We start from the raw sequence: 16408 nt of genomic DNA on the forward strand, positions 1-16408 counted from the left end.
TCTTTCGCGCCATTATAACTAAGAATGGTTAAAATTTTATAGTTTTTAAAATCTAATTTAGCTAAAATGCGCCTTTAAAATTTAACTTGAAATAGGACAAATCATGGATATTAGAAGCGAATATTTAAATTTCTTTGCAAGCAAGGGCCATCAGATCATCCCCAGCGCGCCGTTGGTGCCCGATGATGATAGCTTGCTTTTTACGAATGCGGGCATGGTGCCCTTTAAAAGCATATTTACAGGAGCCGTTCCGCGTCCGACGCCGCCTATCCGCACGAGCTGTCAGACCTGCATCCGCGCCGGCGGCAAGCACAACGACCTAGACAACGTCGGCTACACCGCGCGCCACCATACGTTTTTTGAGATGCTTGGAAATTTCAGCTTCGGCGAGTATTTTAAAGAGCAAGCGATCGCCTATGCGTGGGAGTTTATCACTGAAATTTTAAAGCTTCCCAAAGAAAAACTCTACGTCACCGTGCACGAAAAGGACAACGAAGCTTACGAGTTCTGGGCGCGCCACATAGCACAGGAGCGCATATATCGCTTTGGCGATCACGATAACTTTTGGGCGATGGGCGATACCGGACCTTGCGGACCGTGCAGCGAAATTTTTTACGATCAGGGTGAGGAGCATTTTCACTCATCCGAGGATTATATGGGCGGCGACGGCGACCGCTTTTTAGAGATTTGGAATTTAGTTTTCATGCAGTATGAGCGCAGCAAAGACGGCAAGCTTAGCCCGCTTCCAAAGCCTAGCATCGACACGGGCATGGGGCTTGAACGCGTCACGGCGATTAAGGAAGGCAAATTTAGCAACTACGACAGCTCGCTTTTTATGCCGCTAATAGACGAGGTTGCAAAGCTTTGCGGCAAACCTTACGTTTATGAAAGCGGCGCGAGCTATCGCGTCATCGCCGATCATATCCGCTCGGTTACGTTTTTGCTAGCGCAGGGAACAAATTTTAATCGCGAGGGCAGAGGATACGTTTTGCGTAGAATTCTGCGCCGTGCCGTTCGCCACGGCTATCTGCTCGGCATCAAAGAGCCCTTTATGTATCGCCTTGTGGATAAAGTATGCGAGCTGATGGGCGGGCACTATGCCTATCTGAACGAGAAAAAGCAAGCCGTAAAGGAGCAGATCAAACTCGAAGAGGAGCGGTTTTTTGCCACTTTGGCAAACGGTATCGAGCTTTTTAACGAGGAGCTTAAGCATACTAAAGAAATTTTTAGCGGCGAGGTCGCGTTTAAGTTATATGATACCTACGGCTTTCCGCTCGATCTGACCGCCGATATGCTGCGCGAGAAAAATTTGCGCGTGGATGAAGCTAAATTTGACGCGCTTATGAGCGAGCAAAGGCAGATAGCTAAAGCCGCATGGAAGGGCAGTGGCGATAAAAATGTCCGTGGCGATTTCAAGGCGCTGTTAGAGAAATTCGGCGAGAATAAATTTAGCGGTTACGAAGAGCTTAGCCGCACGAGCAAGGTTTTAGCACTACTTAACGAGGATTTTGCAGAAGTGGATGAGCTCAAAGCTGGCGATATCGGCTGGGCGATGTTTGATATCACTCCGTTTTATGCACAAAGCGGCGGTCAAACGGGCGATAGCGGCGAAGTGGAGTCCATAGCCGATGTGTTTGATACGCAGAAATTTTATGGGCTAAATTTATCCCACTTGCGCCTTAATCGTAACCTGAAAATCGGCGATATCGTCGGGCTTAAAGTTTCTGAGGAGCGTGAGCAGATTGCACGTCATCACAGCGCGACACATCTTTTGCACGCGGCGCTTCGTGCGGTGCTAGGGGCTCATATCGCTCAAGCAGGAAGCTTGGTTGAAGCGGACCGCTTAAGATTTGACTTCTCGCATCCTAAGGCACTTAGCGGCGAGGAGCTAGCTAAAATCGAGGAATTTGTAAATAATGCCGTTTGCAAGGGCTGTGCGGCAAAAACTGAGATTATGGATATAGATGACGCTAAAAACAGCGGCGCGATTGCGCTTTTTGGCGAAAAATACGGCTCAAAAGTGCGCGTTGTGAGCTTCGGAGAGATTAGTAAGGAGCTTTGCGGCGGAATTCACGTGCGTAATTTAAGCGAAATAGGACCGTTTTTTATCGTCAAAGAAAGCAGTGTAAGTGCGGGCGTTAGGCGTATTGAGGCAGTTTGTTCGCGCGCTGCTTTAAATTTGGCGCTTCAAAATCGCGCTAAGCTTGCTGAAATTTCTGCGGAGCTAAAGGGGATTGAGCCTCTCCGCGCGATTGAGAAATTAAAAGATGAGATTAGATCGCTAAAAGATCAGATCAAGCATGCAAGCAGTTCTCATGCACTGGCTTTTTTAAATGTCGGCGATACCAAACTTTGCGTAGCCTCGGTCGAAAGCGGTGATATAAAAACTATGATAGATGAGTTTAAAAATAGCCACGAAAAGGCGGCGATAATGCTGATGCAAGTGGGCGCGGACGGTAAAATTTCAATCGCGGCGGGCGTTAAAAACGCGCCGATCAAAGCTGGCGAGTGGGTTAAGCTCGCGGCACAAATTTTAGGCGGTGGCGGCGGCGGACGCGACGATTTTGCGACCGCGGGCGGTAGGGACGTGCTAAAAATCGAAGAAGCGATCAAAGAGGCGATCTCTTACGCAAAAGGTAAAATTTGAACGAAATCGATACTGGCTTCATCAAAGCCTCGCAAATTTTGCCGCTGATTCACATTTTAAGCGTGATTTTTTTGGTCTGCGCGCAGATCTGCGTATTTTTGATCGCGCGGATTTTTATGAATTTAAGCAGTAAAAGTCAAGCGGATGCGAAGGATGTAAAATTTGCAGAAATTTTACGATATATGAAACGCTATGAACAGTTCTTTGCACTATTTTTGGTGATCGTTTGCGTAAGTGGATTTTTTCTTGCGGACGGCGGAAGTTTTAAATTTTCAGATCCTATGGTAAAAGGTGCGATTGCCACGCTATGGGCTGGCGCCGGCTTTATACTACTAAATTTTATCTACATGCATTATAAAATTTCATCTTTGAAGCGAGCTTTGGATGCAGGAGATGAGCTTGAGGCGAATGAGCATTTAATCATCGTCGTTAAATATTTCATCCCACTAAATATCGTAGTTACGCTGATTTGCGTTTATTTGGGCGTGACGGTGGGCGAGTTTTGATGATCTATTTAGCTTCCAGCTCGCCTACTAGGGCGCAAATTCTAAAAGATAACGGCGTAGAATTTACGCAAATTCCTTTTAATTTCGACGAAAGCGGCATTAGTAAGGACGATGCACGCACCTATGCTTACCGCGTTGCCGTAGCCAAGAAAGTGCAGTTTTTTAAAATTTATAAAAATTATGATAGAGTGCTGTTTGCCGATAGCTCCGTACTTGCCGGCGGCGAAATTTTAGGCAAGGCGCGGGATGAAGCGGACGCGTTAAGGATGCTGCGGGCTCAAAGCGGTGCTAGCTGCGCTGTTTATACTGCGATGATTTTTTGCAGTAAGGCGCTAGAACTTTCGGCACTTAGCGTCGCAAGCTTTGAATTTGCAGAATTTAATGAAGCAGATTTAAAAGGCTATATCACTAGCGGCGATTGGCGCGGCAAGGCGGGTGCGATGAGTATCGAAGGCTTTAACGAAAAATATATCAAAAGCTCGCGTGGGTCGAAATTTACGGCGATGGGGCTTGATCTGGAAATTTTAAAGAGGTTTGTATGGTAAGAGTTTTATTTAGTTTTATTACGGTTTGTGCGTTTGCCGCAGGCGGGATTTTTTTGTATTTTTACTCGCAAATCCGCTTGGAATCGGACTCTATCATCGATTATCATCCCGAGCTTACGACTAAAATTTATGACCGCAACGGCAATTTGATAGCCAATGTTTTTAATGAACAAAATAGAATTTACGTAAAATTCGACGAGATTCCAGGCCGCGTAATCGAGGCGCTCGTAGCTATCGAGGATACGGCGTTTTTCGAACACGGCGGCGTGAATGTCGAGGCGATTTTTAGGGCGATTATTAAGGATGTCAAAGCGATGAAATTCGTCGAAGGGGCTTCTACGATTACGCAGCAGATCACGCGAAATTTAGTTCTTTCGAGCGAAAAGAAGCTTGATCGCAAGATCAAAGAAGCGATCCTATCGCTTAAGATAGAAAATGCTCTAAGCAAGGAACAAATTCTAGAGCGTTACTTTAACGAAGTGTATTTTGGGCACGGATATTACGGCATTCGCACGGCGGCTTTGGGATATTTCAAAAAGGATTTGCAAGATTTAAGCCTTAAAGAGATCGCGATTTTAGTGGGTTTGCCGAAAGCTCCTAGCAGCTTTGATCCTACTAAGCACCTGGATTTGTCGCTTTCGCGTGCCAATAACGTGATTTATAGGATGCATGAGCTCGGCTGGATAAATAAGACCGAATATGAGCTTGCGATGAACGAGCAGCCTACGATCTACAACGAAACGCTCACGCAAAACGTAGCGCCGTATGCCGTAGATGAGATCATAAAAGAAGCGGAAAAAATTCTACCGGACGTCCGCACGGGCGGATACCGCATAGATACGAGCCTTGATTTAAAGGCGCAAGCGATGGCGCAAGAGGCATTAGTTTTCGGCTACAATGAAATTTTAAAGCGCAATAAAGACGCCAATGCAAGCAACGTAAACGGCGCTATGGTCGTCACGCATCCGCAAAACGGCGAAATTTTAGCCTTAGTAGGCGGCGTGGATTACGCGAAATCAAATTTCAATCGCGCCAGCCAATCCCAGCGCCAAACTGGCTCCAGCTTTAAGCCTTTCGTCTATCAAATCGCCCTTGATATGGGCTACTCGACGATGACTGAGGTGCCCGATATAGCTAGAGAATTCGACGACGGCAGCGACAAAACGTGGAAGCCGAAAAATTACGACAAGACTTACAGTGGCTATATCACGATCAAAGAAGCTTTAACTCGCTCGCGTAACCTTGCCTCGATCAATTTGATGCAATCTATCGGCGTTGATCGCGCGGTAAAAAAGCTGGGCGAGTTCGGCTTTAAAAACGTTCCGCCCGCCCTGTCGGTGGCTATCGGCAGCTACGGAATTTCGCCGCTTGAATACTCCACGATGTATTCGATGTTCCCGGGGCTTGGGATTACAGCAAAATCAAAATTTATCGTTTCGATTACCGATAAGGACGGCAAAACTCGCTTTATCGAGCCTGAGAGACGTCGCGTGCTGCGCCCTGAACAGGCATATCTGATGACCACACTACTAAAAAATATCGTGCAGCGCGGCACCGGTACTCGCGCGCGCGTGCAAGGCATCGACATAGCGGGCAAAACCGGCACCTCAAACGATAGCATAGACGCGTGGTTTTGCGGCTTCACGCCCGATTTGCAGATCATTATATGGTACGGCAACGACGATTATAAACCGATGCGAAAGGTCGAGGGTGGCGGGCGTACTGCAGCACCAGTCTTTGCGCGCTTTTTAGCAAACTACCTCAAAGAGTATCCGCAAACTAAACGAAATTTCACGGTTCCGGACGGCGTCTTTAGCAGCTCATACAACGGCAAGGAGGAGTATTATACTAAAATTTCGCCGCTTCCTAAACCCCGTGAAAGCAGCAGCGACGGATCATTTTAAATTTGGATGGAAATCTAAATTTGATCCACTTTCGGAAGCCCTTGCATGAATTGCGTTTATTACACAAACATAAATATGCTAATTTTATAGTTTGTTTAAGGTTGTAGGCGCTAAAATGCGTAATCATTTTATTTAGGGGTTAAGATTGCAGGATTTAGAATTCGAAAGTAAAAAGATAAGAATAGAAAATACTCGTGTAAAATTCGGCAAATTTTTTACGAAATTATGTTTTATATATTTTTTATATTCTCTTAGCGCCTTTATAATTCCTAAAAATATTTTAGATATTTCTCCTGCGTGCTTGAATTTCGTAAATTTTATGAAAAGCTATTTTCCAAATATCGAAATTATCGGTAGTATTAGCCCATACACCCAACTTTCTGAATTTTACGTTAGTATTATGTGGATATACGGGATTATTATTTTTGCGGTTTCTAGCTTATATTCATTGGTTTATTATATTTACTTTTGCAGATATGATGATGATTTTATATTGCTTTCAAAAAAGAAGTGTGAAAACGATTGCCCGTTTTTGTTGCTTCCGTTTATGTTTGGTCTTGGTATTTTTATGTTTGAGGTTTATTATACCGGATATTTTGCAAGCAGCGGTATAAGCATAAGAACAAGCCATTTTATGCCGGAATTTCAAAGTAGATTTTCAATTTTTGGATATATTATTTTCTTTCAATCTGGTTTTTCTCTTTCTGGTTCCGTAATATTAATGTCTGCATTTGAATTTATTTACAAAATATATTTCTATTTAAAAGAAGTGAAAGATGCAGAGCAAAGTCAATGAAAAGAGCGGTGTATTGAATTAAAAATTTGGAGTATTATCGTATGGAATTTCAAAGTTATAAATCTGAAATGCCTCTTTTTATGATCAAAGATTATTGGACTAAAATCAGCACAGAATGTTATTTAATATTAGCTGTATTTTTAGTTATATTCCTATTTTTCTGCAGAGGAAGTGCTTGGGCATACCAGTTTTTAGGAGCCGTTACTTTTTTGGTGGGAATTTTATTTATTAATAAACATAAATTTTTAAATTTCTATTCCGATAGAATAGAATATAATTCTTTATGCAAAAATTATAACGATGTATATTCGGTACATAAAAGTGTAAAGACTTCTAATTTCGATAAAATCGCTATTTATAAATTTTCTGGACTCGTGATTGAAGACGCGTGCAAATACAATGCCAATATAACTAGGTTTAAAAAATTTCTCTTGCTAATTTTATCGTACGCTCTACATCCGATAAATCTTCTTTGCTTCGGTGTACTTAAAATTTTAAGAAGAATAGATAGCATAAATTTAAATGTTCTAATTTTATTAGATAGTACTCATAGTAATTATTTTGCCATTCCGCTAACTATGTTAAGTGAGTATGAACGAGTAAATTTGAAAAAGTATTTAAAAGACAAACTAAATCTAAATCTTAATAATATCGAGGTAAGGGATAGATTTATAGATATAAATTTTATATAAAATTTTTTAAAACCCTTTATTTCAGTATATTTTAATAAATTCCAGCTTAAGCAGATAAATTTTATCTTTTTATTGACGAGCCTCAATGCTTATCGAAATTTAAATAGGTAAAATTCTCTCCTAATTTCAGTTAAAGGAGTGAGAATGAGAGAATATAAAAAGCTCTGGATGGCGCTTGTAGCGGTACTCATCGTGGGCTTTAGTTTCTTGGGTTTTTACGGCGGCGAGGTGTATAGACAGTCTCCGCCGGTGGTAAAATTTACCGATGCTAGCGGCAACGAGTTAATCAGCACCGAGCGCATTTACCGCGGGCAGGAGGCCTGGCAGAGTATCGGCGGTATGCAGGTAGGCTCGATCTGGGGTCACGGAGCGTATCAGGCGCCTGATTGGAGCGCGGATTGGCTGCATAAGGAGCTGGTCGCGTTTATGGATATCAAGGCGCAGGAGCGTTTCGGCGCTAAATTTGACGCCTTAAATGACGAGCAAAAGGCGCAGATTAAGGCGCTTACCAAGGCTGAGTACCGCACCAATACCGTAAAAGACGGCACCGTCAAGCTAAGCGATGATCGCTTGAAAGCTATGGCGGTCGTAAAAGACGAGTACATGGGCGTTTTCGGAAACGATCCGCGCTTTAAAAAGCTTCGCGAGGATTACGCGATGAAGGAAAACACGCTCGCAAACGAGCAACACCGCGCCGAGCTCGTGGATTTCATATTTTGGACTGCTTGGGCTGTTTCTACGGATCGTCCGAGCGGAGAGGCGACCTATACCAATAACTGGCCGCACGAGCCGCTGATAGACAATGTCCCTACCACGGAAAACGTCATTTGGACTATCGTAAGCCTCGTTGTTTTGCTTACCGGCATCGGCTTGTTGGTTTGGTTTGGAAATTTCTACGGCAAAAAGGACGAGGATTTCGAGGCTCCTGCGAAGCTAAATGCAGATCCGATCGCCGCTTTAGCGCTTACGCCGTCGCAAAAGGCGCTCGGCAAGTACCTTTTCGTAGCGATTGCATTGTTTGCATTTCAAGCCTTTATCGGCGGCTTTGTTGCGCACTATACGATCGAGGGTCAGTCCTTTTTCGGGCTTGATATTTCGCAATATATCCCTTACTCGCTAGCTCGCACCTGGCACGTGCAGGCATCCATTTTCTGGATTGCTACGGGCTTTTTGGCGGCGGGATTGTTTCTAGCTCCGATCATCAACGGCGGCAAAGATCCTAAATTTCAAAAGCTCGGCGTGGACGTGCTTTTCTACGCGCTTCTTTTCTTGGTCGTCGGCAGCTTCGCGGGCGAATATATGGCGATTGCGGGCAAGATGGATCCAAGCAGCAGCTTCTGGATCGGACATCAAGGATACGAGTATTTAGACCTCGGTAGAATTTGGCAGCTGATACTGTTTGTGGGCCTTGTGATCTGGATGGTGCTCGTGCTGCGCGGCTTTATCGCGGGCTTCAGAGCCGAGGGCGATAAGAATTTATTGGCGATCTTTACTGCTTCGGTTATCGCCGTAGGGCTTTTTTACGGCGCAGGTCTGTTCTACGGACAGCGCTCGCCGATCCCGGTGATGGAGTACTGGCGCTGGTGGGTCGTGCACCTTTGGGTCGAGGGATTTTTCGAGGTTTTCGCGACGGCGTCTTTGGCGTTCGTGTTTGCGTCCTTGGGCTTAGTAAGCAAGAAATTTGCCACCTACACCTCGATTGCTAGCGCGTCGATTTTCCTAATCGGCGGAATTCCGGGTACCTTCCACCACCTCTATTTTGCGGGCACCACTACTCCGATAATGGCTGTGGGTGCGAGCTTCTCGGCGCTTGAGGTCGTGCCTTTGGTGCTTTTGGGTTCGGAAGCGTTTCATTACTACAAGCTTCAATTTGCGCAGGATTGGGCTAAGCGTCTAAAATGGCCGCTTTACTGCTTCATCGCCGTAGCGTTTTGGAATATGCTAGGCGCGGGCGTTTTCGGCTTTTTAATTAATCCGCCGCTTGCGTTATTTTACATCCAGGGCTTAAACACCACCGCGGTGCACGCACATACGGCGCTATTTGGCGTATACGGCTTTTTGGCGCTCGGCTTCGTATGGCTCGTGGCGCTGTATATCTACAGAGAAAAGAGCTTTGACGATACGCTGATGAAGATCGGCTTTTGGGCGCTTAACGCGGGTCTGCTTCTAATGGTGCTGATTTCGCTATTGCCTGTCGGAATTTTGCAGGCATTCGCGGCGATCGACGTGGGTATGTGGTACGCAAGAAGCGCGGAATTCTTGCAAAAAGACAGCCTCTACGGGCTTCGCTGGGCGCGCATCATCGGCGATACTATCTTTTTGGTAGGAAGCGTGTGCTTCTTGCTTCAAATCGTGCGAATGATATTCTCACGCGCTAAATAGAGCTTTCGCGAGCTCTTATCGCTTGTTTGCCTCGCAGGAATTTTATTCCTCGCGGGGCTTTTTAAATTTAGCGCACTTCGCGCGAGCTTTTTTCCGCAAAGGGGAGCTGCGCGCGAGTCTTTGCCGCAGACGGTACCTGCGGCTAGTTTTAAATTTAGCCGCAAATCGCGATCAATCTTTAAAATTTTAAAATTTCATCCCCTTAAATTTACCCGAGCCAAATTTTAAATTTGCTAAAATTACCGCCGAAATTTCAATCTAAAGGAGTGAAAAATGGGTGTGCGAGAGCAAATTTTAGAAGACATTAAAACGGCGATGAAAAGCGGCGATCACTTCCGCAGAGACAGCCTTAGGATGCTTAACGCCGCGCTTAAGCAGGTCGAGGTGGACGAGCGCATCAGCCTTAGCGACGAGCGCGTCTTTAGCATACTTCAAAGCGAGATCAAGCGCCGAAACGACTCCGCGGCGCAGTATCGCGCGGGCGGTCGCGACGATCTGGTGCAAAAAGAGCAGGGCGAGATCGAGATCATCGCGTCTTATCTGCCCGCGCAGCTAAGCGATACCGAGCTTGCCGCCGAGGTTAGCTCGCTAATCGCTAAGCTCGGCGCGAGCGGCGCAAAGGACATGGGGCGCGTGATGAAAGCCGCCAAAGAAGCGCTCGGCTCAAGCGTGGACGGCAAGCGGCTGAGCGAGGCAGTCAAAGCGGCACTGAAGTAGCCTGCGTTTGAGGCTAAATTTAAGTCCGGCTACGGCTAAATCGTATCGGCGCAAAATTTCGCTGCTGAAATTTTTTGAGATAGAGCTTTGGCTGCGGAATTTATACGCTAATTTAAAATTTTAAAGGATCATCATGAAAAAATTTATCGCGGTTTTACTAGCTGTCCTGCTTGTGGGGTGCCAGTGCAAACAAAACGTAGTGCCTGGGGCGAACGAAACGCCCGAAAAGATCACGGCATTTTTCATAAACGATGGCAAGGAATACATCGTAGGCGAGAAACTCAGCTATGTCCTAACGAACGGCTCGTCGCTTAAGAATATCTCGGAATTTTACGATGGCGGATACGCCAAAGGGCTTAAGCGCGAGTTTGTGCAGATCGAAGTAACCGATGCTAAAAACGGCGAGGCGCGCGGTAGTTTCAGCGCATTTTTGAATTCCGCAGCCGGTGCAGACGTCGCCAAAATCAAAGCTCTGGCGAACCGTATCGAAATCGATGAGAAAAAGGGCGAGATAGAAGCGATTTTCTACTTCGATGCGCGCGTCGTGCAGATCAAAAATCTGAGCGAAATAATGAAGCCAAGCGATAGGCTGCGCTCTCCGATCCCGGCAAATATCGAGGTTAAACCTGAACGCTGCGAGGGCAACGCCCTGCTGGATACGCTAGGCATCATCGTGGCTATACCAGTGGTAATCGTGGGCGTAGTGCTATTTCTGCCCGTCGGGGCGATGGAGGCACTGGCGATGCAGCATAGCTCGCGATAATAAAAGCCGTGAAATTGCGTATTTTGCAGCGAAACTTACAATGTAATGATCGATGAAGCTCGGCGAAATTTGGCATAACTTAGATCGTAAGTTCGATCTATTTATGATCGCATTTTATTTGGCGGCGATGTGGTACGGATTTCTTTTTAGCTTGAATCCTAAAAGCTTAGATGATCTGAAAATCGCAAATGGAATAATCATGGATGTCAGAAGCGATGATGGGCGCGAATATATGCAGATTTTTACGGATGAGCGCAAATTTATCAAAGTCTTTTTAAATGGCGATACGGATAACTTAACCTCTTTTTATAAAAATAAAATTTTGCTCAATGCAGCAATTGCTGAAGCTAATTTTAAGCGCTCAGGAGCGGACGAGTGGCAAGGTGTAAATATCAAGCCTTCTATCTCGCTAATCGCACACGAATGGCTGGAAGGCAAGCGAGTTAAAGCTTGGTATCAAAGCCGTCCGTTTCCGTTTCGGGGTCGCGGTACGGCATATCAGGTCTTATTTTTGGATTATAATGCGAGCGGCGATCCGCCGCAGCGCGAGTATCTGATGAAATTCAGATATGACAAATACGCTACGACGGATGATAAATTTACAGCTACGATATTTGGAGCTTTGACGCTCATTTTTCTTGCGATAATGGCGGGCAAATTTTATCAAGCATGGCGCCAACTGCAATAAACATTGCGCCGCGAAATTTTAATTAGCATCGGATAACCTGAAAACACGGCACGCAGTATTGATACGAAGCATTTTAAAAGGCGCTAGGCTTGCGGCGTGCATTTCATTGCGAATAGCGGCGCGAGCAGGATAAGCTTACGGCGATAAATTTAAATCGTCATCAAAAACAGATCGAAACGAGATTTAAAATTTTGATAAATAGCGTGCGCCGAGTTTTGAAATTTTGCGACTCTAGCTACCCCGGCTAGCGCTAAATTTTAAAATTTAAACTGCGCGAGATTTCAAAATTTCAAAATTTTAAATCTCGCGCTCGTTTAGCAGTATCCATAAATTCCAAACGCCAAATGGGAGCGAATGGGCTAAAATAGCCCATTTATCAGCCCTTTAATCGCGTCTGACTGCTCCTTTTTCGCGTCGTTTTTGCTGCTGTTATCGTCCTTTTTCACGCCGAAAAGCTTGTCGATGCCCTTGCCGATCTGTTTGTCGAGCTTGCCCTTTAGATAGTCTGATTGGATATTGTATTTCGGCTCTTTGATCGTGCCGGTGATGTTTATTTCAAGATCGGTTTTTTCGATGTTTGCCTTAACCGGCACCGAAATCGCGCCCGTTTTGCTATCCAGCGTGCCGCCTGTAACGTTTAGCTTGCTTTTTTGCGCGCTCATATCGGCGTTGAAATTGATTAAATTTTGCTTGATCGTGCCGTTTACTTTGGCGTCGTTATAGACCTCGCCGCCTAGATCGCGGCCTAAAATTTTGCCGATTTTATCGATCAATCCACCGCTAGGAAGGCGGCCGTTATTGATGATCGAGTCAAATTTTCCGCTGTGCGAGCTGGTATTATACGTAAGATTCGCATTGCCCGTGCCGTCGTAGACGTGATCGATATTTAAAAGCGTCGTAAGCTCTTTGACGATGAAATTTTGAATTTTAAAGCTTGCCTCATCGCCCGCGATCTGTCCGTTCAGCTCGCCGCCCGCGACCTTGGAATTTATGGTCGCAAACAGGCTCTTGCCGTCGTGCGAAAGCTCGCCGGTAGCGGCGATCTTGCCGTTTAGTCTGCGATTTAAGAAAAACTCCAGTCGCTGCAAGCTCGGGATCAGCAGCGCGTAGTTTGCCTTAAGCGCTTTGTTTTTAAGCTCGTAGGTGCCGTTTAGGCTCTGAAGCTGCGCCAGATCGGAGTTTACGCTAGCGCTAAAGGTCGCGACTGAGTTTTTGATATTTGTCTGCGCCTGCGCGTCCGCTTTTAGATCGCTCGGGAAGTTCTTGCCGCTCACGCCGTCTAAAAATTTCTTAAAAATCACGCCGTTAGCGAGCGAAATTTGCGCCGTGCCGTTAATGCCGTCCTTTAAGCTTAACTTCGCATCGCCGTTTATCGTGCCGTTTCCGATCGCGCTGCCGTAAAACAGAGCCGAAAGTACGACCAGATTTAGATTGCTCGCTTTAAGCTTAAGATCGCTTAAATTTCCGTTCGCATTCAGGTTGCCGCCCATCGCGTTTAGATTTAAGCTTAGATTTTTAAGCTCATTTTGCGCTAAAGCCGCGCTAAGCTCGCCGTTTGCCTTGCCTTGCAGCTTCACCCCCAGGACGTTTTGCAGCGCGGCTAGATCGTTTGCGTTTAGCTTCGCGGACAGCTCGCCGTTTTTGTTTTTAAGATCGTATTTAGCCTTCGCATCCGCTTTAAGCGCGTCTTTAAACGCCGAAATTTGCGAGTTTAAAAGCTCAAGCGTAGAAAAATCGGTCTTTAAATTTCCGTTTGCTTTAACGTCGCCAGAAATTTTGCGCCCGATAAGGCTTTCGAGTTTCGCTAAATCGGGCAAATTTAGATTAAAATCGGAATTTAAAGTTTTGTTTTTCAGATCAAATTCCGATTTTTCGGCGCTGATCTTGCCCAGCGTCGAATCGATCTTGCTTGCTGCTCGCAGGACGTCATTTTGCGCCGTGATGTCCGAGTTTAACGTGATCTGCACGCCCTTTGGGATGGAGATATTCATATCTTTAAACGCAGATTCGTTTAGGATCAAATTTGAGCTTTTGATGCTTGCGTTGCCCTCTGCGCCGCTACCACCGGCTTTGATATCCGAGAGCACGTCGATATTTCCTTTGGCGTATATCGGTAGCGAAGCCACGGCAAGGGCTTTTTCGACGTTTAGAGCTTTAGCGTCGATTTGTAGATCAAGCGGACTAAGGTCTTTTAAATTTGCTAAAAATTTTACGTTGCTATCAAAAATCCGCCCGCTGCCGTTGATGCCGAATTTGCTAAGATCGCCTAAAATTTGCCCTTTAAGGCTTAGCTCTTCGTCCATTTTTATGCCGAGCTTGGCTAGATCGTGCGCGTTTGCGTCGTAGCTAAGATCGAAGGAGCGCGCAAAAAGCGAGTATTTGCCCTTTACGTTTACGCTCGCAGCATCATTTACGTTGGCGCTAATATCCAAATCGCCGAAATTTAGATCGAATTTATCGAGCTTCACGTCAAGGCCGCTTTTTTCTTTGATCAAATTTTCTATGTAAGGCTTGGTGAGATTGTTGCCAAAATCGCTGAAAAATAGGCAGCCGGCGCCTACGATAAGCAGGATTAAAATTCCTGCGATTATGCCGAAAATTTTCATTTCGTCCCCTTAAAATTTAAAATTTGAAGGTATTATAGCCCTTAAAATTTAACGTTTGAAATCTCAATACTTGAGTTTAAATCACTAAAGTTTTATAAAAATTTTTCATAAACTATTGACAAGAATATAAATTTTGCATATAATCTTAGCACTCAAACACATTGAGTGCCAATTTTAGAAATCACAAATCAAAGAAAGGACTGAAATGAAATTTCAACCACTTGGCAAGCGCGTTCTAATAGAGCGCGAGGAGGAAACAAAAAAGACCGCTTCGGGCATCATCATCCCAGACAATGCTTCAAAAGAAAAGCCCTCAACTGGCAAAATCGTAGCCGTCGGCAGCGAATGTGAAGGCGTCAAAAATGGCGATATCGTAGCGTTTGCAAAATACGCAGGTAGCGAGATTAGCTTAGATGATAAGAAATTTCTTATCTTAAATTTAGAAGATGTTTTAGGCATAATTAAATAAAAAGGATTGAAAATGGCAAAAGAGATTATTTTTTCAGACGACGCAAGAAACAAGCTTTACGCGGGCGTTAGGAAGCTAAACGACGCTGTAAAAGTTACGATGGGACCTCGCGGTCGCAATGTCTTAATCCAAAAGAGCTTCGGTGCTCCGGCGATCACAAAAGACGGCGTAACCGTAGCTAAAGAGATCGAGCTAAAAGACACGCTAGAGAATATGGGCGCTTCTTTGGTGCGCGAAGTAGCGAGTAAAACCAACGATCAAGCAGGCGACGGCACTACGACTGCGACCGTGCTAGCTCACGCGATCTTTAAAGAGGGCCTACGCAACGTAACTGCGGGCGCAAATCCGATCGAAGTTAAGCGTGGTATGGATAAATTTAGCGCTGCGGTTATTGAGGAGCTAAAAAAATCCTCTAAAAAAGTAAGTGGCAAAAAAGAGATCGCTCAGGTCGCTACGATCTCTGCCAATAACGACAGCGCGGTGGGCGATCTGATCGCAGACGCTATGGAAAGAGTCGGCAAGGACGGCGTTATCACGGTAGAAGAGGCAAAATCTATTAACGATGAGTTAAACGTAGTCGAGGGAATGCAGTTTGACCGCGGCTATCTAAGCCCATATTTCATTACAAATGCCGAGAAGATGCTAGTCGAACTAGGCTCGCCGCTAGTTTTGCTATTCGATAAGAAAATTACAAATTTAAAAGACCTATTACCAGTTTTGGAGCAGGTTCAAAAAAGCGGCAAACCCCTTCTAATCATCGCCGAGGATATCGAGGGCGAGGCGCTTGCGACCTTGGTCGTAAATAAACTTCGCGGCGTGTTAAACATCTCTGCGGTCAAAGCCCCAGGATTTGGCGATCGCAGAAAGGCGATGCTTGAAGATATCGCGATTTTAACGGGCGGCACCGTCATCAGCGAGGAGCTTGGCAGAACGCTAGAAAGCGCTTCTATGGCTGATCTCGGACAAGCCGAGCGTATCGTGATCGACAAAGATAACACCACTATCGTAGGCGGCGCGGGCAAGAAAAAAGATATCGACGCGCGCGTTTCGCAGATCAAAGCTCAAATCGCCGAAACTACGAGCGATTACGACAAAGAGAAGCTTCAAGAGCGCATGGCTAAGCTTAGCGGCGGCGTTGCGGTCATCAAAGTGGGCGCTGCGACCGAAACCGAGATGAAAGAGAAAAAAGATCGCGTGGACGACGCCCTAAACGCAACCAAAGCAGCCGTAGACGAGGGTATCGTAATCGGCGGCGGCGCTGCGCTAATCAGAGCTGGACTTAGCGTAAAACTAGCTCTAAGCGGCGATGAGCTTATCGGTGCGGACATCGTTAAGCGCGCGCTTTTCGCTCCACTTCGCCAGATCGCAGAGAATGCGGGATTTGACGCGGGTGTCGTAGCAAATAAGGTCGAGCAGGGCTCAGACAAAAAATTTGGCTTCAACGCCGCAAACGGCGAGTATGTCAATATGTTTGAAGCAGGTATCATCGATCCGGTCAAAGTCGAGCGCATAGCGCTTCAAAATGCGGTCTCCGTCGCAAGCCTGCTTCTAACGACCGAAGCGACCGTCAGCGAGATTAAAGAGGAGAAACCTGCAATGCCTCCAATGCCTGATATGGGCGGAATGGGTGGCATGGGCGGAATGATGTAGTCCCATAGGAGCGTCATTCGGCGCTCCTATGCCATTACAACGG

The 16408-nt window shown here is 45.8% G+C and carries 13 protein-coding genes; 12 read left to right on the plus strand and 1 reads right to left on the minus strand.

Annotated elements, in window-relative coordinates:
- Positions 1 to 103 precede the first annotated feature (103 nt).
- The 10 genes from alaS to Q0224_RS03865 all read left to right on the plus strand — a co-directional run bounded on the left by alaS (position 104) and on the right by Q0224_RS03865 (position 11640).
- Positions 104 to 2647, plus strand: a complete 2544-nt coding sequence (alaS, locus tag Q0224_RS03820) for an alanine--tRNA ligase (protein ID WP_297949219.1) — start codon at positions 104 to 106, stop codon at positions 2645 to 2647.
- Positions 2644 to 3153 (plus strand): hypothetical protein, encoded by a 510-nt coding sequence (locus tag Q0224_RS03825; RefSeq protein ID WP_177386618.1) that lies wholly within the window; start codon positions 2644 to 2646, stop codon positions 3151 to 3153. The genes alaS and Q0224_RS03825 overlap by 4 nt, the downstream gene beginning before the upstream one ends.
- Complete coding sequence (gene maf, locus Q0224_RS03830; protein WP_297949222.1) at positions 3153 to 3698, plus strand: septum formation inhibitor Maf; 546 nt, start codon at positions 3153 to 3155, stop codon at positions 3696 to 3698. Before Q0224_RS03825 ends, maf begins: the two co-directional genes overlap by 1 nt.
- Positions 3692 to 5602 carry a transglycosylase domain-containing protein gene (locus tag Q0224_RS03835; RefSeq protein ID WP_297949224.1) on the plus strand — a complete coding sequence of 637 codons (1911 nt, stop codon included), beginning with the start codon at positions 3692 to 3694 and terminating at the stop codon, positions 5600 to 5602. Before maf ends, Q0224_RS03835 begins: the two co-directional genes overlap by 7 nt.
- Before the next feature lie 145 nt (positions 5603 to 5747).
- Complete coding sequence (locus Q0224_RS03840) at positions 5748 to 6398, plus strand: hypothetical protein (protein ID WP_297949226.1); 651 nt, start codon at positions 5748 to 5750, stop codon at positions 6396 to 6398.
- A gap of 41 nt (positions 6399 to 6439) precedes the next feature.
- Positions 6440 to 7090 (plus strand): hypothetical protein, encoded by a 651-nt coding sequence (locus Q0224_RS03845; RefSeq protein WP_297949228.1) that lies wholly within the window; start codon positions 6440 to 6442, stop codon positions 7088 to 7090.
- A gap of 144 nt (positions 7091 to 7234) precedes the next feature.
- A complete protein-coding gene (locus Q0224_RS03850; RefSeq protein WP_297949230.1) occupies positions 7235 to 9472 on the plus strand; it encodes a nitric-oxide reductase large subunit in 2238 nt (745 codons plus the stop codon).
- A 273-nt stretch (positions 9473 to 9745) separates the two neighbouring features.
- Positions 9746 to 10189 carry a GatB/YqeY domain-containing protein gene (locus Q0224_RS03855; protein WP_297949232.1) on the plus strand — a complete coding sequence of 148 codons (444 nt, stop codon included), beginning with the start codon at positions 9746 to 9748 and terminating at the stop codon, positions 10187 to 10189.
- A gap of 133 nt (positions 10190 to 10322) precedes the next feature.
- Positions 10323 to 10952 (plus strand): hypothetical protein, encoded by a 630-nt coding sequence (locus Q0224_RS03860; protein WP_297949234.1) that lies wholly within the window; start codon positions 10323 to 10325, stop codon positions 10950 to 10952.
- A 52-nt stretch (positions 10953 to 11004) separates the two neighbouring features.
- Positions 11005 to 11640 (plus strand): hypothetical protein, encoded by a 636-nt coding sequence (locus Q0224_RS03865; protein WP_297949236.1) that lies wholly within the window; start codon positions 11005 to 11007, stop codon positions 11638 to 11640.
- Between the two features lie 359 nt (positions 11641 to 11999).
- On the opposite strand, the gene Q0224_RS03870 is transcribed toward Q0224_RS03865, so the two are convergent.
- Positions 12000 to 14246 carry a hypothetical protein gene (locus Q0224_RS03870; protein WP_297949238.1) on the minus strand — a complete coding sequence of 749 codons (2247 nt, stop codon included), beginning with the start codon at positions 14244 to 14246 and terminating at the stop codon, positions 12000 to 12002.
- 205 nt (positions 14247 to 14451) lie between these two features.
- Between Q0224_RS03870 and groES the strand changes: the two genes are divergently transcribed.
- Both groES and groL read left to right on the plus strand, forming a co-directional pair.
- On the plus strand, positions 14452 to 14715 hold the full coding sequence (groES, locus tag Q0224_RS03875; RefSeq protein ID WP_297893655.1) for a co-chaperone GroES: 264 nt from the start codon (positions 14452 to 14454) through the stop codon (positions 14713 to 14715).
- A 12-nt stretch (positions 14716 to 14727) separates the two neighbouring features.
- Positions 14728 to 16365 carry a chaperonin GroEL gene (gene groL / locus Q0224_RS03880; RefSeq protein WP_297949240.1) on the plus strand — a complete coding sequence of 546 codons (1638 nt, stop codon included), beginning with the start codon at positions 14728 to 14730 and terminating at the stop codon, positions 16363 to 16365.
- Positions 16366 to 16408 lie beyond the last annotated feature (43 nt).

It is taken from the genome of uncultured Campylobacter sp. (assembly GCF_938002845.1).
Taxonomy (GTDB): domain Bacteria; phylum Campylobacterota; class Campylobacteria; order Campylobacterales; family Campylobacteraceae; genus Campylobacter_B.